25 protein-coding genes are annotated in these 24,284 nt (G+C 61.4%); 1 reads left to right on the forward strand and 24 read right to left on the reverse strand.

The annotated features are described in order from the left end of the window. The first annotated feature begins 71 nt into the window (after positions 1 to 71). Positions 72 to 1,307 (forward strand): PQQ-binding-like beta-propeller repeat protein, encoded by a 1,236-nt coding sequence (locus PX52LOC_RS27910; RefSeq protein ID WP_149113160.1) that lies wholly within the window; start codon positions 72 to 74, stop codon positions 1,305 to 1,307. Positions 1,308 to 1,386: 79 nt separating this feature from the next. Here the strand turns inward: PX52LOC_RS27910 and PX52LOC_RS27915 are convergent, their stop codons facing one another. The 24 genes from PX52LOC_RS27915 to PX52LOC_RS28025 form a co-directional block, all read right to left on the reverse strand. Next, on the reverse strand, positions 1,387 to 2,715 hold the full coding sequence (locus PX52LOC_RS27915; protein ID WP_149113161.1) for a dicarboxylate/amino acid:cation symporter: 1,329 nt from the start codon (positions 2,713 to 2,715) through the stop codon (positions 1,387 to 1,389). A 603-nt stretch (positions 2,716 to 3,318) separates the two neighbouring features. Next, the gene (locus PX52LOC_RS27920) at positions 3,319 to 6,039 is read right to left on the reverse strand and encodes a restriction endonuclease (protein WP_149113162.1); all 2,721 of its coding nucleotides are present in this window, start codon (positions 6,037 to 6,039) and stop codon (positions 3,319 to 3,321) included. A gap of 10 nt (positions 6,040 to 6,049) precedes the next feature. Beyond that, a complete protein-coding gene (locus PX52LOC_RS27925; RefSeq protein ID WP_149113163.1) occupies positions 6,050 to 7,924 on the reverse strand; it encodes a site-specific DNA-methyltransferase in 1,875 nt (624 codons plus the stop codon). Next, positions 7,921 to 8,670 (reverse strand): hypothetical protein, encoded by a 750-nt coding sequence (locus PX52LOC_RS27930; protein WP_149113164.1) that lies wholly within the window; start codon positions 8,668 to 8,670, stop codon positions 7,921 to 7,923. Before PX52LOC_RS27930 ends, PX52LOC_RS27925 begins: the two co-directional genes overlap by 4 nt. Further along, on the reverse strand, positions 8,667 to 11,774 hold the full coding sequence (locus tag PX52LOC_RS27935; protein ID WP_149113165.1) for an HsdM family class I SAM-dependent methyltransferase: 3,108 nt from the start codon (positions 11,772 to 11,774) through the stop codon (positions 8,667 to 8,669). The genes PX52LOC_RS27930 and PX52LOC_RS27935 overlap by 4 nt, the downstream gene beginning before the upstream one ends. 12 nt (positions 11,775 to 11,786) lie before the next feature. After that, positions 11,787 to 12,023 (reverse strand): HTH domain-containing protein, encoded by a 237-nt coding sequence (locus PX52LOC_RS27940; RefSeq protein WP_149113166.1) that lies wholly within the window; start codon positions 12,021 to 12,023, stop codon positions 11,787 to 11,789. A 461-nt stretch (positions 12,024 to 12,484) separates the two neighbouring features. Beyond that, complete coding sequence (locus tag PX52LOC_RS27945) at positions 12,485 to 12,712, reverse strand: hypothetical protein (protein WP_149113167.1); 228 nt, start codon at positions 12,710 to 12,712, stop codon at positions 12,485 to 12,487. Between the two features lie 151 nt (positions 12,713 to 12,863). Beyond that, entirely contained in the window at positions 12,864 to 13,103 is a 240-nt protein-coding gene (gene lysC / locus PX52LOC_RS44430; RefSeq protein ID WP_449280333.1) for an Rz1-like lysis system protein LysC, read from the reverse strand. Next, positions 12,994 to 13,341, reverse strand: coding sequence for a hypothetical protein (locus tag PX52LOC_RS27950; RefSeq protein ID WP_149113168.1), 348 nt, complete (start codon positions 13,339 to 13,341; stop codon positions 12,994 to 12,996). The genes lysC and PX52LOC_RS27950 overlap by 110 nt, the downstream gene beginning before the upstream one ends. A 245-nt stretch (positions 13,342 to 13,586) precedes the next feature. Next, positions 13,587 to 13,922 (reverse strand): phage fiber-tail adaptor protein, encoded by a 336-nt coding sequence (locus tag PX52LOC_RS27955; protein WP_149113169.1) that lies wholly within the window; start codon positions 13,920 to 13,922, stop codon positions 13,587 to 13,589. After that, on the reverse strand, positions 13,919 to 16,225 hold the full coding sequence (locus PX52LOC_RS27960) for a beta strand repeat-containing protein (RefSeq protein WP_149113170.1): 2,307 nt from the start codon (positions 16,223 to 16,225) through the stop codon (positions 13,919 to 13,921). Before PX52LOC_RS27960 ends, PX52LOC_RS27955 begins: the two co-directional genes overlap by 4 nt. A gap of 3 nt (positions 16,226 to 16,228) precedes the next feature. Continuing rightward, positions 16,229 to 16,414: a hypothetical protein gene (locus PX52LOC_RS27965; protein WP_149113171.1), complete on the reverse strand. Its 186-nt coding sequence runs from the start codon at positions 16,412 to 16,414 to the stop codon at positions 16,229 to 16,231. Between the two features lie 20 nt (positions 16,415 to 16,434). Then, positions 16,435 to 16,686, reverse strand: a complete 252-nt coding sequence (locus PX52LOC_RS27970) for a hypothetical protein (protein ID WP_149113172.1) — start codon at positions 16,684 to 16,686, stop codon at positions 16,435 to 16,437. 29 nt (positions 16,687 to 16,715) lie between these two features. Further along, complete coding sequence (locus tag PX52LOC_RS27975; protein WP_149113173.1) at positions 16,716 to 17,261, reverse strand: hypothetical protein; 546 nt, start codon at positions 17,259 to 17,261, stop codon at positions 16,716 to 16,718. Between the two features lie 11 nt (positions 17,262 to 17,272). Further along, complete coding sequence (locus PX52LOC_RS27980; RefSeq protein WP_149113174.1) at positions 17,273 to 17,674, reverse strand: cell wall hydrolase; 402 nt, start codon at positions 17,672 to 17,674, stop codon at positions 17,273 to 17,275. After that, positions 17,671 to 17,895: a hypothetical protein gene (locus PX52LOC_RS27985; RefSeq protein WP_149113175.1), complete on the reverse strand. Its 225-nt coding sequence runs from the start codon at positions 17,893 to 17,895 to the stop codon at positions 17,671 to 17,673. Before PX52LOC_RS27985 ends, PX52LOC_RS27980 begins: the two co-directional genes overlap by 4 nt. A gap of 8 nt (positions 17,896 to 17,903) precedes the next feature. After that, the gene (locus PX52LOC_RS27990) at positions 17,904 to 18,476 is read right to left on the reverse strand and encodes a hypothetical protein (RefSeq protein ID WP_149113176.1); all 573 of its coding nucleotides are present in this window, start codon (positions 18,474 to 18,476) and stop codon (positions 17,904 to 17,906) included. 3 nt (positions 18,477 to 18,479) lie between these two features. Then, a complete protein-coding gene (locus PX52LOC_RS27995; protein WP_149113177.1) occupies positions 18,480 to 20,192 on the reverse strand; it encodes a hypothetical protein in 1,713 nt (570 codons plus the stop codon). 17 nt (positions 20,193 to 20,209) lie between these two features. After that, positions 20,210 to 20,875, reverse strand: coding sequence for a hypothetical protein (locus PX52LOC_RS28000; RefSeq protein ID WP_178132578.1), 666 nt, complete (start codon positions 20,873 to 20,875; stop codon positions 20,210 to 20,212). Between the two features lie 4 nt (positions 20,876 to 20,879). After that, on the reverse strand, positions 20,880 to 22,004 hold the full coding sequence (locus PX52LOC_RS28005; RefSeq protein ID WP_149113178.1) for a baseplate J/gp47 family protein: 1,125 nt from the start codon (positions 22,002 to 22,004) through the stop codon (positions 20,880 to 20,882). A 5-nt stretch (positions 22,005 to 22,009) separates the two neighbouring features. Next, a complete protein-coding gene (locus PX52LOC_RS28010; RefSeq protein WP_149113179.1) occupies positions 22,010 to 22,375 on the reverse strand; it encodes a phage tail protein in 366 nt (121 codons plus the stop codon). A gap of 2 nt (positions 22,376 to 22,377) precedes the next feature. Continuing rightward, complete coding sequence (locus tag PX52LOC_RS28015; protein ID WP_149113180.1) at positions 22,378 to 23,004, reverse strand: phage baseplate assembly protein V; 627 nt, start codon at positions 23,002 to 23,004, stop codon at positions 22,378 to 22,380. Beyond that, positions 23,001 to 24,107 (reverse strand): phage late control D family protein, encoded by a 1,107-nt coding sequence (locus PX52LOC_RS28020; RefSeq protein WP_149113181.1) that lies wholly within the window; start codon positions 24,105 to 24,107, stop codon positions 23,001 to 23,003. Before PX52LOC_RS28020 ends, PX52LOC_RS28015 begins: the two co-directional genes overlap by 4 nt. Continuing rightward, the gene (locus PX52LOC_RS28025; RefSeq protein WP_149113182.1) at positions 24,094 to 24,282 is read right to left on the reverse strand and encodes a hypothetical protein; all 189 of its coding nucleotides are present in this window, start codon (positions 24,280 to 24,282) and stop codon (positions 24,094 to 24,096) included. Before PX52LOC_RS28025 ends, PX52LOC_RS28020 begins: the two co-directional genes overlap by 14 nt. Between the last annotated feature and the right edge of the window lie 2 nt (positions 24,283 to 24,284).

Here is a 24,284-nt window from a genome sequence, read left to right on the forward strand (position 1 = left end):
ATCGCCCCGCAAGCTGCTACGCGAGTAAACTGGTCGAAGCCGCCCGCCGTACCCGTCGAGGTTCCCGCCTAATGCTCCGCTTGCTCCTGTCGATTCTCGCCTCAATCGTACTGATTCCACCAACCCTCTCCGCCGACTGGCCCGAATTCCGCGGCCCCAACGGTGCGGGGCAGTACGACGGGCCGAAGCTCGTCACCGAGTGGGGGCCGGATAAGAACGTCGCCTGGAAGACGCCGATCCCCGGCAAGGGGTGGTCCTCGCCGATTGTCGTGAAAGGAAAGGTTTACCTCTCGACGGCGGTCCCGAAGGACGGCGGCCAATCGCTGCACGCGATCTGCATGGACGCCGGGAGTGGGAGCGTCGATTGGGACCAAGAAGTGATCTTCGCCGACGCCAAGACGGCCGGCCGCGCGCACGCCAAGAACTCCTACTCCAGTGCCACCCCGGCGAGTGACGGCACACACGTCTTCGTCCACTTCGCCCACATGGGTACGGCCTGCCTGGACCTGAAAGGCACGGTCGTGTGGAAGCGAACCGACTACCAATACAACGCCGTTCACGGGACCGGCGGCTCGCCGATCCTCGTGGACGACCTGGTCGTTTTCAGCGCGGACGGGGGCGACCAGCAGTTCGTGGCTGCGCTGGATAAGGCGACTGGCGACGAGCGGTGGAAGACCGACCGCAAATCGACCGCGTCGAAGCGCTTCTCGTTCTCGACGCCGCAGTTGATCACGGCGAACGACCGCCGCGTGATCGTGAGCGGGGCGAGCGACTTTATCGCCGCCTACGACCCGAAGGACGGCAAGGAAGTCTGGAGGACGAAGTACCCGGCCGGCGGTTACTCGATTGCCGGCCGGCCGATTCTGGCCGGCGGCCGGGTGGTGGTGCAAACGAGTTTCGACACTCCATACCTGCTCGCCCTCGACACGAGCGATAGCCCGGCGAAGGTCGCGTGGTCATCGAAAAAGGGCGCGCCCCACACACCGACGCCGGTCGCGTTCGGGGATGAAGTGTACACCGTCACCGATCAAGGGTTCCTGACCTGTCTCGACGCGAAAACCGGCACCGTTCACTGGACCGAACGCTTGCCCGGGAAGGGCTATTCTTCGTCACCGATCATCGCGAACGGCCTGATTTACACCACGAGCGAAGACGGCGTCGGCCAAGTGGTCGAGGCCACGAAGGTGGGTTTCAAGTCGGTAGGTCAGTCGGCCCTCAAGGAGAAGACGTTCGCGACGTTCGCTCCGGTCGATGGCAGTCTCTACGTTCGAACCGAGTCCCAACTCTATCGGTTCGTCGGGAAGTAACGGCCGTCCTGCGCGGAAAATCAAAAATCGGCGCAGCACAGAATTCTCGGACGGCGGTGATAAGGGTAAGGGGGCCGGTTCAGTGGGGTTGTCGGGTGCTCTCCAATCCGGGCATCACTTCCGTTGGCGGTGGTGTCTGGGGCGCGTTAGATTCTGCTGCCAAAACTCCGGTCGCGGCGTCGTCGAACTCCCCCTCCCACCGGGCCATCACGCACGTCGCCAGGCAATTGCCGATCAGGTTGACGGTCGTGCGGGCCATGTCCATCAGTTCGTCCACGCCCATGATGAGGCCGAGTACCAAGGCCACGTCTTCGGGCGGCAGCTTGGCCGACGACGCCAGCGTGCCGGACAGGATCACCAGCGACGCCCGCGGTACCCCGGCCACCCCCTTCGAGGTTAGCATTAGCGTCAGCATCATCACCAACTGCTCGCCGAACGACATCTCCTTGCCGATCACCTGGCAGGCGAAGATGGACGCGACCGCCAGGTAGAGGGTCGTGCCGTCGAGGTTGAACGAGTACCCCGTCGGCATGACGAACGCAACGATCCGCTTCGGCACGCCGATGCCCTGCATTGCCAGCATTGCCTTCGGCAGCGCCGCCTCCGACGAGGTCGTCGAGAACGCGATCAAGGCCGGCTCCTTCACCGCCCGGCCGAACTTGCGGAGCGGAATCCGCGCCCACATTGCGGCCGGCAGCAGCACGAACACCATGAACGCGAACAGGGCCGCGTAGAGGGTGAGGATCAGGTAGAGCAGGTTGAGGAGAACCTGAATTCCGCTGTGGCCGACGGTGACGGCGATGGCCGCCCCGATGCCGACCGGGGCGTACTTCATCACCATGCCCGTGAACTTGAACATCGTCTCGGCCAGGGCTTCCATCGCATGGAGCATCACCGCCTGCGGCTCGCGCGGCACCTGCGTGAGAGCGGCCCCGAACAGAACCGACCAGAAGACGATTTGCAGCACCTCGTTCTTCGCCGCCGCCTCGAACACGCTCACCGGAACCATGTGTTCCAGGACTTCGGAGAACGTCACGTCCCCCCGCGGCGGGGCCTCGGCGTGCTTCTCCGTCGGGACGGCCCGCGGCACGCCGACGCCGGGTCGCGTCAGGTTGACGGCCGCCAGCCCGATGAACAGGGCGAGCGTGGTGACGATCTCGAAGTAGATCAGCGACTTCAGGGCGAGGCGGCCGACCCGCTTCATGTCGTCGCCGTGGCCGGCGATGCCGACGACGAGTGTCGCGAAGATGAGCGGGGCGATGAGCGACTTGATCATCCGCAGAAAGATCGTGGAGAGCGGCTTGAGGTACTGGGCCGCGTCCGGGAACGCCCACCCGATGAGGGTGCCGAGGGCCATCGAAATGAGGATCCAATGCGTCAACGAGAGGTTGCGGAGAAACTTAATCATCTCACCCTCCGGGCGCCCGGACCGCTGTGGCCGTCGGGATGCTAAGAGGATAGCGAGTCGCCCCCTCATTTCAGCCGCCGTTCGGGAACCCCGCTCGGGATCGGGCAACGGTTTCCGGATGAGCCGTGCGAACAACATCGGGCTGATGACGCTCAAGTGGAGGCCGATGTTCAGACGATCCGTTCGGGAACCCGCGGGTTGCGTCCGCATCTCGGGGAAATTTCGGGGGCCTCCAGGCGGGCTCGGGACTGGTTAAGTCGGGCGGAAACGCGATAATCAAGGTTGTCCTCCCCCTCTTCGCGTTCGAGCAAATCCTGGAAGCGGACGAGGGTGTTGAGGTCGGTCGGACCGGCGAGAGCGTCCTCCGGAAATGCTTGTCAGAAATAGATCGTGGACTCTTATGAACTACATCGACCCGCAAGATTTACATGACTGGAACGGCCGTTAACCAACTGTCCGGCGAAGGGTTTGCGTCAAATCGGCTGGTGACTGGAACGGGGCGTTTTGGCTATATTTTCGCCCGTTTCCACAGAACTCGTGTACTAATTCGTGACGGTCGAGGCTCGCCGACGTGGGCGAGCCATTTGCCTTCAATTCAGGTGGTTACGGTAGCTCATCGGCATTCGTGACCACGCGAAAATCGACGTTCAGCCCGCCAACGAAGTGCTTCTCCCCGCAGTGGATCTTCTGGTTCTCCGTGCCCCGAAGCTCGTCGGCGACTGTCGTGCTTTTGGTCTCCCGCACGAGGTACAGCAGCGTGTCGTCCTCGTCGGGCTTCTCCATGACGAGTGCCCAGTCCGGGTTGTAGTTGCCCACCGGGGTCGTCACCTTGAACCAGTTCGGCAGTTTCACGAAGAGCTTCACGTCCTTCCGCTTTTTGAGCTTCTCGGCGAACTTCCGCTCGGTGTCGGACTGCACGACGATCTGGTCGTAGATCGAGTTCTCCACCGGCACCAGCCGGTCGGAAACGGTCTCTTCGGTTTCGACCCACTCGGTCATGTCGTACCAGTTGCCGTCCTTCTCGTACTGGATGCCATCGACCAGTTGCTGGATCGCCTTCTCGCGGATCACGCGGGCGGCCTGCGATGCGAACTCCTGCGGGTTGTCGAGCGCGGCCTGCCGCTCCTTGATGCCGGTGACGATCGACGCCAGTGTTCGCCGGGTGAGCTTGACCGGCGGGGTGATGTGGGCGATCAGGTCTTCGATCATCTCGACCAGATTGGGCAGCGAGTGGCGGCCGATCAGGCGGGTGAGGATGCGTTTCCCCCCGACCCGGTAGTCGAGCTTGTCCACGCTGTCGCCGACATGCACGTCGGCCGTCTGGCTGATGATTCGCGGGGGTTCGATCTTCACCTTGTTCAACGCGGCGACTACGTCGGTGACCAGCTTGGCGGTGTCCACGGTCACTTGGTAGCGGGTCTTGTGCTTGATGCGCTCCCACAGCTCCGCGAATTCGGCCGGGAGTTGCTCCAGCGGCTTGCGGGTGGCCGTCTTCTTCGCCCGGACGTTGGTTGGACGAGGGGCGGCTCCTTCCTTCCCGAACGCCTCCTCCATCTCCTTTTGCAGCCCGTCCACGAACTGCTCGTAGCTCTCGTTGGCAATGACCGTCAGCACGTTGAGCTTGGGGTCGGCGTTGCGGACGCCCTTCTGGTCCACCATCAGCCGCATGCCGCGACCCACTTCCTGCCGCTTCTTGACCTCGGAGACGGTCTGGTTGAGCGTGCAGATTTGGCACACGTTCGGGTTGTCCCAGCCTTCGCGGAGCGCGGAGTGGGAGAAGATGAACGCGACCGGCTCGCGGAAGCCGAGGAGCCGCTCCTTCTCCTTCATGATGAGGTCGTAGGCGTCCCGGTCTTCCTTGCTCTGGCCGGTCGTCGAGTCGAGGACTTCGACGGCCCCGCCCCGGCGGTTCTTCTGCGCGAAGTACGCCTTGCGGACGGCGGAGGGTTCCAACTCCGCGAAGTCCGGGTACTTGCCCTTCAGCTCGTTGAACGCCTCGTCGAACAGCTCGCGGATGATTCCGGGGTACAGCCCGTCCACGCTATCGGTCCCGCGCTCCGGGGGCACTGTGCCGGTGTAGTTCTCCACGCGGTCGATGAAGAACAGCGACAGCACCTTGATGCCAGCGGCTTTCAGCTTCTTCTGCTTCTGAAAATGCGTCTCGATGGAACGACGGATTTGCTGCTTGAACAGCTCGGCCTGATCGGCACCCTGCGTCTGACCGACGCGGATTTCGATGCCGTTGGCGAAGCGGACGAACTCCTCGCGGGCGTGAATCTCGTCGATGACGAACGAGCTGTATTCCGGGCGGTCGGACTTTTCGCTCAGGCAGTCACCCGGCTTGAACAGGTACGCCTTCTCCTTGATCTGCCCCTCGGCCATGCGCTGGTGGACCGTGATCTTCGCCTGCACGACCTTCTTGTTGCTACGGACCTCTTCCAGCCGCAGGAACACCTGGTTGTAGTCGTCCTCTTTACGGACGGAATCGACCTCGATTCGCTTGACCAGCCCACCACGGTACGCCTCGAACGGCGTCAGGCGGTAGCAGAGGTTGTAAGGGTTTCGGTGTGTAGCGCTGTACCGCAGGGCCATCAGCGGGTGGAGCGACGCGAGCGCCTTAATCCGGCCCTCGCTTTCCATGTTCTGCGGCTCGTCCAGAATCAGTATGGGCCGGGCCGACTGGACAAGGTAAAGCGGGATCGCCCCTTGCAGGCGGTCCGTCGATTGCCGGATGACGTTGTCGTCCTTGTTGAACGAGTCGATCGTCATCACGAGGATTTCGACGCAGTCGCTCTGGGCGAACTGCCGCACCTTGGCAATGCTCCGAGAATCGTAAGACGTGAAGCGGTAGGGAACGTTGTGGTAGATGGCCCGCAGGTGTTCCTGCGTGATTTTGAGGGTCTTCAGTACCCCTTCCCGGACAGCAACCGAGTGGACAACGACGATGAACTTGCGCAGCCCGTACCGGCGGTGCAGTTCCAATGCGGTGCGGATGTAGACGTATGTCTTCCCGGTGCCGGTCTCCATCTCGACGGAGAAGTTCGGGAAGCGGACGGCTTTGTTGCCGCCAGCAGTCTTGATCTCCTCCTCGATCATTTCCAGCTTGCTGTCTACCGTGATGCCGAAACGCCGCTGGACCTCCTGCAGGTTGGTGAGCAGCACGTCCTCGGTAATGTCGATACGGTTGGAGACGGGGCCGAGCAGTTCGCCCATCTCGAACGTATCGTAATCGACCGTCCCGCGAGGTTGGCCTCGAAGGATGTCGGCCGTAGCTTCGATGGCGCGGAGCTGGTACGCCTGATTGCCGTCAAATTGGAATCGCATCTCGCACCCCTCAGATGGTTTTCAGGCGGCATTGAAGGGCAAGGTTCGCGGCAGCGGAGTCGTCGAGCGCTTTGTCCCGGCAGATGAGCAGCGAGTCGGTGGTCAACGGCTGGTGCTTGCTCAGGTCGGCCCGCACCTCCTCGTCGAGGCAGAGGAAGAAGCTCTGCTGGGGGTCTTTGTCCGGGTCGGTGACCACGTACAGGGTGTTGCCGTTGGCGAGCTTCTTCAGGGTGTAGCGGGTGTTCAGGCTGAAGCCTTCCCGCAGCGCCACCTCCCACAGCACGTTCTCAGGCGTCCAGTCGGCGACCAGCGGGTCATCGAACAGGCCCAACTTGGCCGCGTACTTTTCCGGGTCGCGGTCATTGTCCGGCACCCACTGCTCGATGTTCGGCATGGCGAGCTTGAAGACCTTGAAGCCGAGGTCTTCCGGCGGCTTCCCACTGTCGAACTTGAGGCTACCCTGTTCGTCCTTTTTCAGGTTGGCGATGACTCGGCGAATCCGCTCCTTGCCGTAGTCGGCGATGGTCGGGTAGTCCTTGCTTTCCGTGGGGTGCGGCAACTGCACCATGATGAACTTCCGGTTTCCGCCGTCCGCGTGGTTGAGTTCAAGGACGGCCTGAGCCATCGTGGCGGAGCCGGAGAAGAAGTCGAGGACCAGATCGTTCTGGTCGGTCTTGGTGCCGATTTCCAGCACTCGCTTCATCAGCCGCGTCGGCTTCGGCGTGTCGAACGCCTCCTCCTTGCCGAAGAACGCGTGGATTTCCTTCTTCGCCTCGTCGGTGTGTCCGACCTCCTCGTGCGGCCACCACGTCCACGGAACGAGGCCTTCGACCTCCGAGAGGTATCGGATGATCCGGGGCACGCCGTTCCCGTCTGCGCCGAACCACGCCCGCCCGTCGGCCTCCAGCTTGCGGTACTCGGACTCGATGGTCGCCCAGCAACGGCCCTGCGGTGGCTTGTGAATGGTGCCGTTCGGGGCCTTGATCTCGTACATCTGGTTCGGCCGATACCCCTGTGCGGAATGGGAAATCGACTGCCACGGCCCTCGCGGGTCGTTGTTCGGGTTGCGGTAGTTTGCCCGACTCTCGTCATCGAGGGGCAGCATGTTCTTCGTCGGCGTGTAAGCGGCGAGGTCGCGGGTGAAGAAGATCAGGTAATCGTGGACATCGCCGATGATCCCACGGTTCTCACGGGAGTACCTCTTCTGCCAGATGCAGGTGGCGACGAAGTTCTCTTCACCGAAGACTTCGTTCATCAGTAGCCGCAGGTGGTGCATCTCGTTGTCGTCGATGCTCACGCAGATCAGGCCGTCTTCCCGCAGGAGTTGCCGGGCGAGGAAGAGCCGGGGGTACATCATCGACAGCCAGCCGGAATGGATGCGGCCAGTGCGGTCTACCTTGTTGGTGACGAGGTTGCCGTCGTCGTCCATCTGCTTGGTCTGAATGAGGTAGTTCTTCAGCGGGTCGGTGTAGTTGTCCGGGTAAATGAAGTCCTGAAGCGTGTTGTACGGCGGGTCGATGAAGATCAGCTTCACCTTGCCGAAGTACGGCTTGAACAGCAGCTTCAGCACTTCGAGGTTGTCGCCCTCAATGAAAATGTTGCCGGTGTCATCGAAGTTGATCGACTCGTGCGGGCATGGGATGAGCGTGCCACGGCTCGGGGTCTGCAGAAGGCCCACCGCGTCGTCCTTGCCAGCCCACGAGAACGAAAACCGGCCCGGCCCGGCCTCGGCGGCGTCGCCGAGCGTGGCTCGGAGTTTGCCGAAGTCGATCTTCCCTTCGGAGACGCACTCGGGGAACAGCGACTTCAGCTTCGCCACCTGGGCTTCCAGCACGTCGCCCGACGTGGAGGACACGGGTTCCCGCTTCACCGACTGCTTGCTCATGGCTGTCCCTTGTTGGGCTTCTTCGCTTTGGGCTTCGCCGCCGCCTTTTTCTTCTTGGTCTTCGCTGGCTTCTTCGGCGGAGGCGGCGGGCGCAGCGGCGTTTTCGGGTCGCCCGCCATGAACAGATGCTGAATTACAAACGGTGCCGGGTCGCTGCCTCGACTGTGGGCGGTTTCCCGAAGGCGGTTGTCGGCCGGGCGTATCGCCGAGGGGCGAAACTGTCCGGGGGCCGCCATGCCGAGTTCGGTGCGCCGGGCCGTTATGTTACCCTCGACTCCAGCCACGGCACTAGGTACGTCGCCGTCCAAAACGAATGCGAGCATCCCCCCGTACCGCACCGAACGAGCGTATTGCCCCCGAACGAAGCGAAGTATGCCGTAACTGACGTATTCGGCAAAGTACGGCCGCACGCCATCGGCTTCGCGGACATTGATCCGCTTGCACTCAAGACAGAAGTAGATGTCTTCGCGGTTCACCAGAGGGAGGAACACGATGTCCATCCGCCCTTGGTCTTCTCCCGCAGTCGGGTCAAGCTCAACGAGCTGGGGATGAATTTGAAAAGGTAGATCGCGACTCTCACGCGACTGACGCAGGATGCGGCACAGCGCTTCGGAAACCCGGTCTTCAAGTTCATTGCCTGCCGGAGGCGGCATGGCTTCCCATGCGCCGACGACGAGGCCGACAATCGTCGGCACTTGGGATTCGAGGAAATCGATCCACTCGGCGGGCGACCCGAACTGCGTCATGCGTCCCCCCGCGGAGATTGCATGAGTATCGTTCCGGCGATTTCGTCCGCATCATTCAAGGCGGCCGTCTGAGTCCAGAATCGCTGCCCGATCGGCTTGACAATGTACAAGCGGTTCTGATCGAACACCATGACGCCTCGAACGATGTCGAGTGTGGCGTGTTGCCGTGGGATGGCCTTCCGCACAGCGTCGAGGGTGTGGAGCAAGTCGGTGCCCATCTGCGGCATCGGCTCTGCCATCGCGGCACGCTTGACCTTCTCCAGAACGGCCACACCGACGCCGAGGGTTTCGGACGCCTGCACCTGGCCGCGAACGGCGAATTGCCCGCTCTTCGCCCAGCCATTCAAGGTTTCACAGACCCGTTCGATGTATGTCTGTCGAAATGCGGCGTTTGCCGGGGTAACAGTCGGAACGAGAGGGCGCGCGCGTGTGGGACGAGTGCTCTCGATGATGACGTTGACGGTGTCCTCGATCAGGAACTTTTCATGCGGGAGAACGTCGAGGTACTCTTCAATCAACGGCTCTACCTTCAGGCTCGCACTCCTGACGATGCCTGCTCGATCAACGAGATCGGTGTCTGCCTCTAGAGCAGCGGCATCCACGATCTTCGCCACCTCGCTCACGATCTGCCGTGCGCGCTTGGGGTCGGGCAGTTGATGGGGTAGCGGGAACGGAAGGCGCAACACCTCCTCAACATGGGCCTCCTGACGACTAATTCCCCAGTTCGACGATGTGTGGAACAGGTAGTACAGCGCCAGCGGCGACCTGAGATAGGCCGCTGCAAATACCAGCATGTCGCGATCCGCTTCCGGGCCGTGGATACCTCGGACCGCGTCTTGAAACGACACATGAAAGGCCGCGAATGCGGTGCTTGTCATGCCTTTAGCCATGAGCACATGCGGCCCACGAAACACATCAGTCAACTTGTTCGATCCGCTGCGAACCGTTACCCGTGCCGCCTCCAACTCCTGACAGTCCCGTTCGAGCAGAAATAGATCCAGATTCGCACTGGTCGCACGGATAAAGTGCCGTGAAGGAAGAGTAATTGTCTCGGCCTTCGCCGCATCGTCGTTGTCACCAAGAGGCTGAAAACCAACCGCCATGATCCACGGCTTAGAGGAGTTCCTTTCCTTTGCGCGTCGGACGTTTTCTCGCAAGCGGGTGTAGAGCCCAAGCCTGTCGAGCAGTCGCCAATCACGCGGCGTCGCCCAGAACCGTTGCTTCCAGATTTGCGGAGCATCGGGGCCATCGAGGTCGCGGAGGAGCTCGCCAACCGTGATCGTTGTCCTATCCTGCGGAACGATGGTGATGACTTCAGCCTTGGTCACCGTCCAGTCCGCTTTAGGCCCCCAATACTCGATTCGGTCGTCCTGGCTGACCGGAGGCTTCTTGCGATAGCAAACTACTACAGCCGGGTGCCCAGCACGCTCGAAAAGGAATCGCTGATAGTCTGCCAGATTCAGCACACGTTCAAGTGCGTGGGTTGCGACCCATGCTTTCTGAAATGGGATAGCTGTTGTGCTGTGGTTGAAAAGAACTCCGTGCGGCAGAACGAAACACACACGACCTTCGGCAGCAACGTGGTCGGTCGCTTTCCAAATGAATGCCGCTGCAATTTGCTTGTCTGGGAGTGGCCGCTCGTGCTTGTCACAGTATGCACCCGCTGGCGAGTCGCTCGTCGCGATACTGCCCCACGGCGGGTTGCCAATGACGAGGGATACGTCCGTCGGGAATCGTTGGTCCGTGTCGAAGAAGTCCGCGCAGCGGATGTTTCCCTGCTCTTCCACATCCTCCCCATCGGCCACTAAGCGGGGAAGCGCCTTACCCTTCTTCTGAAGAGCCTGAATGTCTCGTGGGGCAAGGTGATCGAGGTACGCAAGGTACAAGCTGAACGCGGTGATCCGGCACGCCGTCAGGCTGATGTCCACGCCGAAGATGCTCTCCCGCAAGAGGCGCATCAGTTCGGTGGCTTTCCGGTCGTTACGTGCGGTCAGGTTGGCCTGTTTCCACTCCTCGGCCAGCCGGTTGAACAGCCCCACGAGGAAGATGCCCGACCCGCACGCCGGATCAAAAAACCGTTTGCCTGCGAGGGAGGGAGTGCCGCCCAGCGCGGTGTCCAGCACGACCTCGGCGAGAAACCGGGGGGTATAAAATGCGCCTTGCTGCTTCTCGACATCTTTGAGAAACCGCTCGTAGATCGCGCTGATGGTTTCAATCGGGATGTAGCGGAAGTCATACCGGTAGAACAGAACTCGCTGTCCGGTGCGGACGATCGTCTCTTGGAAGAAATCGTCAAGTATCTTGACGTGCTCCTCCTGAATAAAGGCCTTCTCCTCCTTCAGGTCGTCGCGGAACAAGTCGCCATTAAAGTCCTCGCCGAGCTTGGTGAAGAGCTTGTACAGCGAGTCTCTGGCCTTGCTGCGAGACGGGTTGGCGAGCAGTTCCCGCAGGTCTTTCGCGCCACGGATGCCGAGGCCAGTCAGGTAGCTTTCGTCGATGATCCCGCGGTCAAAAAGGTAGGAGGTGAACACCAGACGGCAAAGCAGCGCATCGAGCGCCTCGCTCGGGTTCTTCCGTCGGGTCACCGCGTTCAGCTTTTCGCGAGCGTCGAGCAAGTTGTTGAGCAGGTCCCGATCAACGCGCTGGGCCGGATCGAACGACCGCTGATGCTGGCGGAAGAACTCGCCGGACTCGACGGAGACGACGAACTCTTTCAGCCCCTCGGCAACGCGGCTGAGGTTCGTCACCAGCCCGGCAGGGTCTGCGTCTGATTGGCCAGCGGCGGGGCGGGTCATGCCGGAGTAGACGTGAACGCTGTCGTCGGTCACCAGAACCAGCAGGCTGGCCCCGCCGTGGTTCCAGAAGCGGTGGTGCAACTCAAGAATTGCGTCCGGGGTGATCCGTTTGACGACACGGAAATAGACCAGCGGCGAGTGGTCGGCGCACAGGACGCCGTCCACGTCAAGCGTGTCAAAGGCCCGCCGGAGCAGGTGTGCCTGCGGCGTGGATGGGGTGATTTCGCTCTTGGCGGTGAAAAAGCCGGGCGAGCTTCTGCCTGCCAGCCCAAATTCCTGCCGCCAGTCGGTCGCCGTTGTAGTGGGCATAATCTCCGCCCCCTACAGATGGGGAATTTCAGCGGGTTCTGAAACGAGCTGATAAACCCAACGGCTGCCCAGTTTAACGGACCGGATGCAGTACCCTCGCTGTCGGAGGGCGGTGATGTCTCGCGAAAGGGTCGGGACGGAAACGGCGAGCGTCTTGGCCAGCGCAGGCGTGGAATGCTCCCCCGAGCGGATCAGCCGGATCAGCTCTTCGAGGCGGTATCCGATCGCAAGAGACTTATCGTAAAGCATCTGCGCCGCGTCTCCTGAAGCGAAGGCTATCCCCCGATGATAGACTTGTCAAGGCAGGCAGGGACGTTTGTCCAGTATCTCGCGTACCGCTAGTGTCGGCTGAAAACGATTGCTCGGTCTGTAGCGACGGAATTCCCGATTTCCGCTTGGGCTAGCCCCGGCCGAGCGGCCTTCGCTTCTCCGTGGCTGGCCGGATTTCCGGTTCCAGAAACGACAAAAGCCCCGGCACGCCGAAGCGTGACCGGGGCTGGTTCATTCGTCTTGGTGTCGTCTTCGAGGCAGTTTTGCCTGAAGTTCGGCTCGTCTCTCACGCCGTCGGCCGTCGGGGTGTAGCTTTCGCGGGGTATAACGTCCGTCGAGGACGCCCCGCGAAAGCGGAACCCCAGAGGCCAGAGGCGTGCGACTTGGCGTCTTTCCACGTCACGCTTGAAGCCAGAGGGGGCAGCAAGAGCGGGGTGACTTTATCGGCCTCGCCCGCCGGGGAACGGCTTCTTGCAGTGCTGACGGTAGGCATCGAGGGTCATCATCGCTCCGATGCCCATTGTGACGATGCCGAGGAATCCGAGCGGGATGGATGTGTCTTCGCCGTTTCGTCGGGCCGTGTGGAAGCAGTGCTGGCCGACCGATCTCAGATCGTGGAGACTGAAGCCTTTGAAGTTTCCGGGATCGACCATAGCAGGTGCGGACATGTCTGGTTGGCGTTTGGCTGTGAACATAGCTCAGAACACCCGGTCAGCGCAAGCAAAAGGCATCCGAGTAGGAACATGCCCGGAATCCAGAGCTGAAATCGAATATGGCGGAGCTTGAACCTGCGGTGGTGCATATTCCGCAGAAGCCGGGTCATTTCTTAGCCCTTTCCCAGCTCGACAGGGCGTCGTGTCGGGCCTTGCACTCGCGGTACATTTGGGTCGTGGTGATGGTGTGCCTGAACAGGTCGCCCATCGTCACACCCCTGAAGGCGGGAAGCGGGTCACATGCCTGCGTTAAATCCGCTGGCGGTACGACCCGCAATGGCGTCGTTGAGGAGCTGCACGCTGCCGTCAGGAAGCTTGCAAGAAGTAAACTCAGGATGCTTTTCAATGGTCTGCTCCGTCTTCGAGTTGATGTCGTGGGCGAGTTGGCGTTCAGTGGCGAGCTGTTTTTCGAGGTCGACAGCCCGGTCGTTCGCCTCCTGCTGGGCGGTTTGGGCGGCGGCGACCTGCTTTTGGTAGTCCTCAAGCTGCGCGGCCTGAACGTACTTGCCTTTGACGTGCCAGCCGGTCGTGAAGCTGGCGAGCGTCCATCCGAGGACGATGACGATTTTCCACCACGGGGTCATGGGCGTTGCTCCGGTGGACGTGGATCGCCAAGAACGACACCAAGGCATCCGCATCCAAGACCCGCGAACACGATCCAGTGCTTGTATGGCTCATCGACGAGTGCTGCGGCACCCATGCATAGCGTTCCTATGGCTGCCCACGTCGCGGGCTTCTGAATGGCGGATTTTGGGCTTCGGTGGAGTCTCATAGGCATCCTTGCAAAGTGAGTTGCTGAAAAGTGATGTGCGCAGGCTTCTGTCGACCATTACCCCCCGATCACGCGGTAGGGGATGACGTTGCAGACGAAAGACTCCTCCAACGTCCGGCCTCCTAATGTGGTAATCGTGTTGGTCACGATGTATGAGGTGCCCGAAGCTCCGCTTCCGAGCCAGACGGTCGTGCTTGTCGCCGGGGTGCCGATGGTGGCCGCCGGAGAGTTGATCGTCATGCTGGGCGGCGTGACTTGCCAGACGCTCGTCGCGATGGTGTCGTTGCCCAGCCCGCGAGTTGACCAGTCGATCTGGACATCTTCGGTTTCGCCCGGCGTTTTCTCGACGACGGCGATTTGCCCTTGAGGCGTTTCTTGAATGCAGGTCGTCATAGGTTCCTCGTCTGCTTGGTTGCTTGCATAATTCGTATCTGCGATCTGGCTTGAACGCTACGGGTTTGGCTGTCGGTGCTGAGCAGCCTGTCCTGGCTTCCTGCGCCGAGCGACCTGTTCTGCCCGTCAGGGGACAGGTTCTTGTCCTGGGCGTTCGGATGCAGGATGCGCGACGGTGGCGGGGAGCTTGCGAGTGCGCTGGAGTACCCGTCGGTCAGCGACCACGATTCGATCAGGCTTGCGACGATTACCAGTTGCGGGAGCACCGTGTCTTCGGCGGTCGCGTTCTCCGCGAGGAATTGCTCGTAAACCGCTGCGGCCGTGATTGCGTCTGTGGCGGCAGTCGCCTCGCTGATCGCGGTTGAGATGACGTTCGAGGTGCTGGTGCTGTCCCCGGCAGTCACTGGCTCGCTGAGCAGCGCGCTGAAAGACAGCCCGGCGGTCAAGCCGTCTGTTGCCGTCAGGCTTCCGCTGTACGCGGCGTTGGCGGTGAGCACGCAACTGGAAGCGTCCGCGGCGGCAAGGCTGCAGGTGTATGCGGTTTGAAAGACCGCAGACGTGGCGGTCAAGTCGGTCGCGGTAGCGCCCTCGGCAAACGATGCGTTGGCGACCAGAATTGCTGCGTAAGACACGGACGCGACGACGGATTCGGCCAACGCTGCAGCGATGTTATCTGACCCGGCGAGGCTGTCACTTCCGAGTACGGCCGAACTGAGTGTGGCGTTCAACGTGGCTGCGGCAGAATAGGATTCCGAAGCCGAAGCTGCCTCGCTGATCGCAGGCGACAGGATTGCTGTCGCGGCAAGGCTGTCGGAACCGGTGATGGCGTTTGAAAAGGCTGGGGCGAAAGTCGCGACCGCTGTAATGGAGTCGTTGCCGATGACGGTGTCGGATGTCGTTCCGCTGATGAGTAGCCCGCCGCTGGCGATGTCGGTCGCCGCAACGGATTCAGAAATGGTCTGCGTGATCGTCACGCCCGCTGAGAGCGCATCAGCTCCGGTCGCGGCTTCACTCAAGCTGGGGTTCAAGGTCGCGGAAGCGCCTTCGATGTCGGCCGCGGATACCGTTTCTGTGAACGCTGGGCGGGCAGTTGCGGCGACGGCTTGGGTGTCGCTGCCCGTGACCGCTTCGACAATAGCGGGATTAGCCGTGAGCGTCAGGGAAATGGAGTCGCTCGACGTGACCGCTTCGGAAAACGACGGGGTTGCGGTCAGCACGACAGAGCTTGAATCGGCAGCCGTCGCTGCCTCAGAGACGGTGACGTTGTAGGTGGTTCCGCCAGTTCCAAATTCAAAGACTTCGTAAGAGGCCGTTAAGGTGCTGGTTGTCGAGCTACGTGAAACGGTTAATGTGGTGGAGTTCGTAAGAGTGATTCTGGGGCGTGTAATATCAAGATTTGCCCCAGTGAGCGGCGTGGAGTACTGCAGGTTGTTCGCGACGGCCATCGTCGTAGTAACGCTAGAAATGGTCGCGGTATTGCTCGTAACAGATGTGAGAACAACGGTGCCACGCTGCACGCTGCTCTTAAGCACCCCAGAAGCGAACTCAACTACCCAGAAGTTGTAGTTTGAAGTTACCGCGCTAGAGGTATTTGTCGTAAGTGTGACTGTCGTGCTATTGGTAAGTGTAGCGCGCTGGCGACCTTGGGCCGAGTTATTGCTGCTGGTGTTGCTTCCTGCGTGAATCAGGATTGAATTGCTAGTGTTTACGCTAGTGATAGTCTGTGTAGTTGTGCCCGTCGTAGCCGTTGTCGCGCTGTAACCTTGGACATTCGAGGCCAAAGCGCCCGTAGCAAATTCTAAAACAAGATATCCAACTGTTACTGTGCCGGATATGCCAGCTTGTCTTGCGGCGGTAAGAGTAGTTCCCGATATGGAAAGCAGCGGATCAAGACCACTGGAGGATATCGCAGTTGCAGATGTGGTAAATCCTAGCGAATGCAAGATGGTCGTATTTGCAGAAGTAGACGCGACGGTGGCGGTGTTGCTTGCAGTCGAACTGGCTATAACGATGGTGCCCATTTGGACACTCGTCACCAGACTCGATGTCGCATCAACAACTGCGAGGTCAACAGTAACGGTCTGGGTAGCGCTCGCTGTGTCACGATAAGCAGTCACAGTTGTGCTGTTGGTCAGCTCCACTCGTGGACAGCCTTGCGCAGGGTTGGTACTTTGCTGCGTACCGAACCCGTTGAAGAAAATCAGCGCGTTTGCACCTACCGAACTGATCGTAGCCGTGGCACTGGTCGCGTTGACCGGGATCGTGATCGTGACTTGTTGAACGCTGTTGACGTAGGTCGTCATCGACTACTCCGTTGGCGGCGCGTCCACCAGTTGCCTCGTTGTGGTATCGACCATCTTTCCTTCAGTGCTTGCCCACTCAGGCAGTTCGAGTTGCCAGCGGGTCACGTTGTCCACCACGGGCGGTTCCGCCGCCCCGGCGACGGTGGCGAGGATAAACCCGCCCGCATCGTACTGGATGAAGAAAGCCATCTATCCGCCCGCGCTTTGAGTTACGCTTTGAGAAGCTGGGCTTCGGAGAATTCGCGAACCGCGAGAGCCACGACGGAGTACGAGGCTTCTCCTGCCTCGTCCTTCGTGATGCCCACGACCTTGCCCTTCACGCCGTCGGGAAGAATCACTTCCTCCCCTTCGCTGAAGGCAAATGGCGGCTTTCTGACTGGGTGTTCGGGATCGAAGGTGGATTCGACAGGGGCATCTGCTGGTTGTGCGGCGACGGTTTCGGTGGTTTGATCTTCGGTCATGGCGGTTCTCCTTGCTTGGCTTTGGCGTGTTACGAGACGGAAACGGTCGGGGTGACGTTCAGGGTGTCGCCACTCGCAACGGTTCGAGACGAGGCGAAGTCGCCCGCGCTGTAGAGCGTCCCGGAGGTGCCGGTGTTGACCGAGGACAGGAACGCCCCGGCGACAGTGGCGCTCGCGTTGATCGTGTAGGAGACGGCGGTGGCGGTGTTCGACCCCGAGGAGGTGGTGCCGAACGAGATAGCCGGGCGGTTGCCCGAGTACGGCGTGACTTCCGCCCAGCCTGCGTGTGAGGCGAGGGTGTCGCCGACAACGGCGGTGCCGGTGCCCTTCAGGCCGAGATACCACGCTGCGGTATAGGCCGACCCCTTGAAATACTTGTCCACGATGTCGGTCTTGCCGACCGTGGTGACGAGGTTGTGGATGGTTTCGCGCCACTTCTCTTTGCCGTCCGGACCGATGCACACCAAGTCGTAGCTGAAGGCGGGCGGGTTCATCCCTTCGTCGATGGCGGGGTTCATTACGGCCCCGGCACCCATGCCGTCGTGAATGGTGGTGCGCTCGGTCAAGTCGGTCATAGAGTCTCCTATTAGCTGATGTCGTTGAAAAAGAGGTGGTGGCCCTCCGTGAAGCACGGGGTTTTGCCGACGGCCCACGGTGGGACGCGGGGCATGCGGCGGTCGTAGTAATGGGTTGCGCCCTGCGTGCGGTCCGGCAGCGTGCCAGCCACGGCCTTCTCGGCGATGGCTACGGCTTGTGCGAAGACCGGATCGGCGACCGTGACGGATTTGAGTTTCGGCAGGTTGGGGTCGTTGGCGTTCCAGCAGGAGAACTGCCACGGCTTCAGGCATACTTCCTCGACCGTGCTTCCCCACCAGCGAGGCTTGGCCACGCGGTTCATGATGCAGCAGGCCACGTCTTCCATGCCGGGCTTCCCTTCCCCGCGGGCCTCGCCCCAGATCGTCCGCGCGAGCGTGTCGGCGGCGGTCATCGGCTACTCTTTCCGAGGAAGGCATCGTGCAGATCATCTACCTTCTGCTCGATGCGCACGACCGTCATCCGGACGCTATTGCTGTCGCCCTCAAGCTTGGCAATTCGCCCTTCGTAGCCGGAGATGTTGGCTGACACGATTCCTGCCGTGAACGCCATCGAGATGAGCAAAGCGATGAGGTGAAAGAAGGGACTTATCTTGCGCCAGACACGTTGAACCATACTACTCCTTATGCCGTAACTGAGTTGAATATAAGATTGCTGATTATCACCCCGGTGGTCGTCTCGGCGATTACGCCAGCCCACTTCTGGCTGATCTTGCCACCGGCGTAGTACGGGAGGCCGAGAAGAAGCGTGAAACACGCCAGCCATGCCCGCTCAGGATGCCCGGTCAGAAATGCCAGCCCGACGATGCACGGGGCGATCATCGCTTGACGCAGACCCATCGCCACGGTTCCCCAGCGCTTGCGCTGTTCGAAAGTGTCCGTGGGCAGGTTGAGCTTGCTCATCAGCCAGTCAACTGGCTTCAACGAGCCGCCGGAGGCGTCGATAATGCCGTGGATGGCTGCGAAGTATTTGCCCCACCCCCAGATTTCCCAGAAGGCGAGCGTGGCCGATGTCCACCAGAAGACCTGTAACAGATGGAGGTCGTCACCACCCGCGACAAGTGCAGTGGCCGCCGCCATTCCAGCCGTGGCAAGTGCCCGAGCTTCATTGGTCGAGGTGAGGTAGCCGAAGAACTTGCTGCCGCGCGCCCGGTTAAGGACGGCGAACGTGAGGCCGAAGGCGATCTGTTCGATCACGGCCTACCTGCTAGTCACGATGTTCAGGTTGCCGCCTGTCGAGAAAGTGTTGGTAGACCCGCTGGTCGCCTGAGAGAGCACAGTCACATAGTGAACGCCCTCGGAAAGTGTGTTCGTGACGTAAGAGTTGGATAGGGTGTCGCCGTTCGTTGAAAATGCGGGTATCTTCTGAGTAGTGAACCCTGACACCACGCTCGTCGAGTCGATGCCGAAGCCGACAAAGCTTGCAGCAATCGGGCTGACTTGAACAATCTGGTTTGTAGCCGCGTTGATGATCTCGTTCGCCCATGTCACGATATTGCAGCGGATTTCGCTATTTGGCTCGCCCACGCTGGTGCTGCTGTAGGTGCGGTTGGTGGAGTAGGCCGATGTCGCCATTACGCCCCTGTCGTTAAACCAACTGCGGACGTACCGCTTCGTGGCGGTGTCTGCGAAGGCTGGGCCGGTGTCGATGTATGCCATGCCGACGAGCGTGCGGGTTGAGTCGCCCGATTTGATCGTCACGCCTGTCGTGGTGTCAGTCGCGTATGCGGTGGCACTGGCTTCCAGCGTCATCACGCCGCTGCTCATGTAGGCGTAGATGTAGTAAAGCGTCGAGGGAGTCAGCGATACGGGCGTTGTTGGTGACAGCGAGACCCCTGCCGACGGAACCGTCTGGGGCACGCCGTTGATGGCCAACTTGTTGCCGTTGAGCGGCGATAGGACGAGGTTCGTGCTGACCTTCGCTAGCTTGCACTGGCCGTGGTTCAGGAGTGCCCCGTCCGCAGGGACGCTTTGCAGCACCCAGTACGTGCCGTCGTGAGCAAACGTGTAGACGCCGTTCGCTTTCAGTGCGTTCTGGCGGATCGGATTGCCATCCGGGCCGTTGGCCTGCACGTTGCCGAGGCTGTTGGTGTTAATCACGGTGTTTCCGGTGCCGCTGTTCGCGTTGGCGACCTTCACCCTGATCTGCATCCCTGTTGTCAGTGCCGCTGGGATCGGACTGAGCGCGATGGTGATCGTGTTCGGCGTGCCGCTGGTGTCCACGGCGTAGGTTGATGCGCCGCTCTGAACGGTTGGCAGGAATCCGGTGAGCTTTGGGTTAATGAACGGCGCGGTGGCGAGCGTCGCGATGTTCCCGCTTGTGACCGTGGATTGGCCGTTGGCGACGGTCACGGAATAGAGCCCGGTGAATCCGGCATCTGGCGACGGCGTGACTTGCGTGCCCGTCGTGGCCGAGATGCCCGCCTTAACCTGAACGAGGCAGACGCCTTTGCGCACGGTGTTCTGGGAGACGCCGGTGTTGTTCGGGCCGCTGTAAGCGACGGCGGGGTTCGAGGCGTTGTAGTACGGGAGCACGGCCGAACCGCTGTCGGTGTCCTGGTAGGCCACCTGCACGAGGTAGTTGATCGACTGGCCGGAAGTTACCGGGGCGGGGCAGTTCAGAACCGTCGTGGCGAGCACGATTCCCTGCTTGATGATCTGGTCAGTGGTGTCGGCGGCGAGGCTGCCGTAGGCTGTTCCGTCCACGTTCTGCTGGCTGTAGATCGCTCCTGCCGCGACGTTCACGGCCAAGCTTGCCGGGCTGGTTGGGGTGCAGGCGAGCCCGTCCACATAGGTGCCGGTGCCGAGGATTGCCTGTAGGGCGTACCCGAGGCCGACCATCGTGTTGCGGTTTTGCAAAAGCTGGTCGGTGTCCTGCGGAATTGCACCGGTGTACATGATCTGTCTATCCATTCAATTCTCCTGATCCGTTAGCTGGAAACTCGTGTCCAGATGATTGTGCCGACGGGCTTAACGCCGTCGATCGCTGCGTAAATGTCCGCATCGGTTACCGCTCCCAGAACGAGACTTGGGTTCGCGTATTCGATCTGGCTGGCCGTGCCATATGCACCGTGAGGGTCGCCGTAGCCCGCGATGAACGGGATGCCCTGCCCAGTGGGGCGGTACGCAACGACGAAAGCCTGAAACGGCAGTTGCAGCGAGCCGTAAGCCCCAGCAACCCCGTAGCCCATCGTGTTCGTGCCGTAGGCCCCGGTGTCAGCAGGTCGCGCGGGTTCGAACACCCACGGCGTGCGGCCCGTCAGGATTTCGAGCGCCCGGATCAGCCCGTGCCGCGTCGCCTTTTCGGGAAACAGGGCGGCGAGGATGCGGGAGCGGAAGGGTGAGTCCATCTCCTGCGTCTTCCTCGGCAGACCGGAGCCGAAGAAGTCGAATGAGATCATGTCGAGGAAGCCATCCGTCGCGGTAGAGATCCTCGTTTGGAGCCTTGCGTAGCTGGCCAGCCCGTAGACGGACGACAGTGCCCAGCCGATGCCGTTCAGCACCCCGTCGAGGATCGGCGTGCTGTCGCGGAACCAGCCGTTCGGCAGGAGTGCCTTCAGCCGGGTAACGATGTCGCCTTGGGTGCCAGTGGTCATGCGGCTAACTGATCGTGAGAACGCCGGTCTTGATGACCTGCTTGTTGTTTGCCGCGAGGTCGGACGTTCCCGCGTTGAGTAGGACGCCCGTTACGTTCGTCACGCCCGCGATGCCGTAGGCGATGGATGCGAGCTGGGTGTAGGGTAGCGAGACGCCGAGGGAGAGTGTGTTGATGAAGCTGGTGAGGGCGGTGGCCACGTTGGCGACTACAGTGGCGTGCGTGTACCCGGTGGCGGTGGTCAGCACCATCGTGACGTTTGCGGTTATGACGGTGGGCGCGAAGACGCCGAACGTGCTGCACAAGGGCCGCACAGCATCAATGGCGCTGCCAACGCTGGCAAGCAAGCCGCTTGATGGGCTGCCGGTGCCGTCATCGACGACCGCGTAAAAGTAGCCGTTGTTGAGTGTGCCGTTGTAGTTCAGATTTTCGGTCAGCGTGTCGCTCAGTCCTTGCTGCGTGCTCTTGATCGCGTATTCGACCGCCGCTCTGGTGGCCTTCGCGAGCGAGGCGAGATAAGCCACGAACCTGATTCTGACTGCGGGGTCGGATTCGGCGTCAAGACCGTTGGTGAATGCCGAGGCGTTCGTGACGGTGTCCACGCCGGGGATGGAAGAGGTGATGACGGTGATCGTCCCAGCCTGCACATTGCCCGATGCGCCTGCCACCGTGTTCTGTGTGGGGACGTTGACGCTTGAGGTGTTTGCCGCGAGGACATACCCGTTCAAGGTGGCGCTGTACGCTGCGTTCGTGGTGTCAACGGAGACGGTGAAAGTCTGTGTGCCATCAGAGGTCTGGACGGTCGAGCCGACAGGCACGAGAGATTGTTGCGTTGGGGTGAACCGACTTAGGGTGACTTGTCCCGTGGACGCCACGGCCTTCAATCGCGTAAAGCCGAAGTCGGCCATCCAGCTATCGAGGTCAGCGCCGCTGCTTGTGGCTGCCCGCGTCAGGATCAGAACCTGCAGGATGATCGCCTGCAGCCACAGCACAACGGCTGCGGTCGCTTCCGCGATGGCTCGCAGGACGGAGCCGACGGTGAAGTTGACCAGCGCGGAGGCTGATCCCTGCACGGCCGTCGCGATGTTCGAGACGAGCTGGCTAAACGTGAAAGTCTGCAATGAGGCCATAATCTCTACGGTGTGACGCTGAAGCTTAGCGCGGTTGGTTGCGAGGAGTCAACCTCCACGTACTGAATCTGCACGTCGAGGCCGTTCGGGATTGAGCTGGTGACGATCTGCGGGGCCGGGGATTGAACCACGCTCGGCTCCAGGTACATCTGCGACTTGATGAGGCTGTCGATCTCGTTCTCCCTTATCGGCATGCCGATCTGGCGGGGAAGCCCAGCACCATAGCCCGGCTGCCAGATGTAGTCGGTCGGGTTCGTGAGGAGCCTGCGGAGAACCCGCTGCTGACTCTCCAGCACGCTGTCGGCCACGAGCAGGTCGCCGTTCGCCCCGAGCTGGAGGTCGCCGCTGAAAAAGTGTCCGATGTCGGGCATAGCTATCCTGCCGAAGTAACTGTAGTGACGTGAGAAGCCCCCATCGTCTGGTTGGGCGTCCCTGTGGTTCCGCCCGGTGCCGGGTGGGTATGGCTGTTGAATAGGGCCTGCATCGCCGACGTGACCAGTTTCTGGAGCGTCTGGCCGACGCTGCCCAGGTTGATCGCGGGGGCGGTGACGTTCACGGTGGACGCAGCCGTGATGTTGATTGTCGGCGCGGTTGCGTCGATTTCGAGGTGCCCGTTGATCGTCATTTTCCCGTCGTTGGTCATCTTCACGCACGTTCCCGACTGATGCACCAGCCAGAACTCGCCGGACGGCACGTTGAGCGGCGGTGCGGCGTTGCCGTAGAAGCGGAGTGAGACGTAGGCGGCGAGTTTGCCGCCCTCCTGAAAGTGGACGTCCACCACGTCGCCGGGCGTCGGGGGGCAGAACATGCCCCATCCGCTGCCCACCCACGGGGTAGCCACGGGCAGAAAGCCCGTCTCGAAGCCTTCCGGCTGGATCGTCACCTTGGCGGCGTATCGGTTCGGGTCGTAGCTGCTGACGATGCCCATGCGCACGAGCGCGCGTTGGCTCATCGCCTTTTCGCTTTCCCTGCGGTTGAGGTTGTTGAGTCCTTGCATCATCCGAGTACGACCGTGCTTTGAGTACTGTGGTTCTTCGCCCGAAGCTCCATCCGGTAGCCTTCCTCGAAGGAGATGCGACGGGTAATCGTGTCGGGGTAGTAATTCTGGTCCCATGCCGTGTTCGTGCCGACGAGTTGCACCATCGCGCGGGTAGTGAGCAGGTTGTCGCCCGGCAGGCTTGCCGTCAGAACGCGTTCATGGCGAGTGATCTCCTCGGCCTTCGCCTTGGCGAACTGGAGCGCCTTGTCCCGCGTCAGGTTGGGAACGACGTAGCTGTAGGTCTGTGCGTTGCCGCCGCCTCTTTGGCTCTTGAACGCTTGCGTCACCTTGTACGTGACGACGAAGCTTTTCTGCTGCTGCTGGTTCCACGTCTGAACCTTGACGATGATGTCCTTGGCAAGCGTCTGCGACCGCGTCAGGTGGATGTCGATTGCGTTCGAGTTCGGCGGCTCCGACCACGCGAGGATGTACGGCGGTGCCGTGTTGACCGGCGGCGGCTGGAAATACAGCGTGTTGCCGCTGACCCACACGTCGAAGCCTTCCCGCCCCGCGAGGTAGACGAGCAGGTCCCACTCCGTCTGCTCCTGCGTCAGGACGACGTTGTCGATGTCGTAAAACGTGCCCGCTTTCGTCGTGGTCGCCTGCACCGCTGGCGTCAGGCCGTGGCGTTTGGCGAGGGTTTCGGCTATCTGGCTCGACGACTGGTTGACGAATTTTTCCGCCGTCTTGCTGTCGATGAGCTGGGCGGACAGGTCGCGCCCGGTGAGAGTGATCGACCGGCGAACGGGGTCGTAGTCGATGCTGTCCACCTGCCCGAGAATCCATTGTGTGGTCGTCAGGTTGCCCGAATCGTCCTCGAACCCCGCCGCCACCGATACCCGGTCGCCGGAGGAGAGCGCCCAGTAGGCCGGGGCGAGTTCAGGCGGCAGGCCGCTGCTCGCGGCGACGACGCGGAACGTGTCGGCCGTGAAATGGCTGGCGTTCGTGACTTCGACTTCGGTCACCCCGGTCAAGGGGATGCCGTTGACTGCGACCTTGCAGCGGGGTTTGCGGGTAACTCCGGTGGCGAGACGTGGGTTGTTCAGGCTGCTAAGCAGGGACAAAAATGCCTCCGCCCGCATTCGGATCGACCGAAGGTATCTGAAGAGTGACGATTCCGGTCAGCACCGGGTCGATCAGGCCGTTTTCCTGCGCGATCCGGTTCCATTGCGTCGCGTCCCCGAGGTATTGCAGGGCGATCTGGTAGAGGTTCCCCCCGGCGACGGTGACGGTGCGCATGG

The organism is Limnoglobus roseus (assembly GCF_008254045.1).
Lineage (GTDB): Bacteria > Planctomycetota > Planctomycetia > Gemmatales > Gemmataceae > Limnoglobus > Limnoglobus roseus.

Coding starts and splice junctions, on each gene's coding strand:
- PX52LOC_RS27915 (WP_149113161.1), bottom strand. CDS start 2,715: ATGATTAAGTTTCTCCGCAACCTCTCGTTGACGCATTGGATCCTCATT.
- PX52LOC_RS27995 (WP_149113177.1), bottom strand. CDS start 20,192: ATGGATAGACAGATCATGTACACCGGTGCAATTCCGCAGGACACCGAC.
- PX52LOC_RS27925 (WP_149113163.1), bottom strand. CDS start 7,924: ATGAGCAAGCAGTCGGTGAAGCGGGAACCCGTGTCCTCCACGTCGGGC.
- PX52LOC_RS28000 (WP_178132578.1), bottom strand. CDS start 20,875: ATGACCACTGGCACCCAAGGCGACATCGTTACCCGGCTGAAGGCACTC.
- PX52LOC_RS28005 (WP_149113178.1), bottom strand. CDS start 22,004: ATGGCCTCATTGCAGACTTTCACGTTTAGCCAGCTCGTCTCGAACATC.
- PX52LOC_RS27920 (WP_149113162.1), bottom strand. CDS start 6,039: ATGCGATTCCAATTTGACGGCAATCAGGCGTACCAGCTCCGCGCCATC.
- PX52LOC_RS28010 (WP_149113179.1), bottom strand. CDS start 22,375: ATGCCCGACATCGGACACTTTTTCAGCGGCGACCTCCAGCTCGGGGCG.
- PX52LOC_RS27945 (WP_149113167.1), bottom strand. CDS start 12,712: ATGTCCGCACCTGCTATGGTCGATCCCGGAAACTTCAAAGGCTTCAGT.
- PX52LOC_RS27965 (WP_149113171.1), bottom strand. CDS start 16,414: ATGGCTTTCTTCATCCAGTACGATGCGGGCGGGTTTATCCTCGCCACC.
- PX52LOC_RS27935 (WP_149113165.1), bottom strand. CDS start 11,774: ATGCCCACTACAACGGCGACCGACTGGCGGCAGGAATTTGGGCTGGCA.
- PX52LOC_RS27930 (WP_149113164.1), bottom strand. CDS start 8,670: ATGACGCAGTTCGGGTCGCCCGCCGAGTGGATCGATTTCCTCGAATCC.
- PX52LOC_RS27950 (WP_149113168.1), bottom strand. CDS start 13,341: ATGACCCCGTGGTGGAAAATCGTCATCGTCCTCGGATGGACGCTCGCC.
- PX52LOC_RS27910 (WP_149113160.1), top strand. CDS start 72: ATGCTCCGCTTGCTCCTGTCGATTCTCGCCTCAATCGTACTGATTCCA.
- PX52LOC_RS27975 (WP_149113173.1), bottom strand. CDS start 17,261: ATGACCGACTTGACCGAGCGCACCACCATTCACGACGGCATGGGTGCC.
- PX52LOC_RS28025 (WP_149113182.1), bottom strand. CDS start 24,282: ATGCGCACCGTCACCGTCGCCGGGGGGAACCTCTACCAGATCGCCCTG.
- PX52LOC_RS28015 (WP_149113180.1), bottom strand. CDS start 23,004: ATGATGCAAGGACTCAACAACCTCAACCGCAGGGAAAGCGAAAAGGCG.
- PX52LOC_RS27960 (WP_149113170.1), bottom strand. CDS start 16,225: ATGACGACCTACGTCAACAGCGTTCAACAAGTCACGATCACGATCCCG.
- PX52LOC_RS27985 (WP_149113175.1), bottom strand. CDS start 17,895: ATGGTTCAACGTGTCTGGCGCAAGATAAGTCCCTTCTTTCACCTCATC.
- PX52LOC_RS27955 (WP_149113169.1), bottom strand. CDS start 13,922: ATGACGACCTGCATTCAAGAAACGCCTCAAGGGCAAATCGCCGTCGTC.
- PX52LOC_RS27970 (WP_149113172.1), bottom strand. CDS start 16,686: ATGACCGAAGATCAAACCACCGAAACCGTCGCCGCACAACCAGCAGAT.
- PX52LOC_RS27980 (WP_149113174.1), bottom strand. CDS start 17,674: ATGACCGCCGCCGACACGCTCGCGCGGACGATCTGGGGCGAGGCCCGC.
- PX52LOC_RS27940 (WP_149113166.1), bottom strand. CDS start 12,023: ATGCTTTACGATAAGTCTCTTGCGATCGGATACCGCCTCGAAGAGCTG.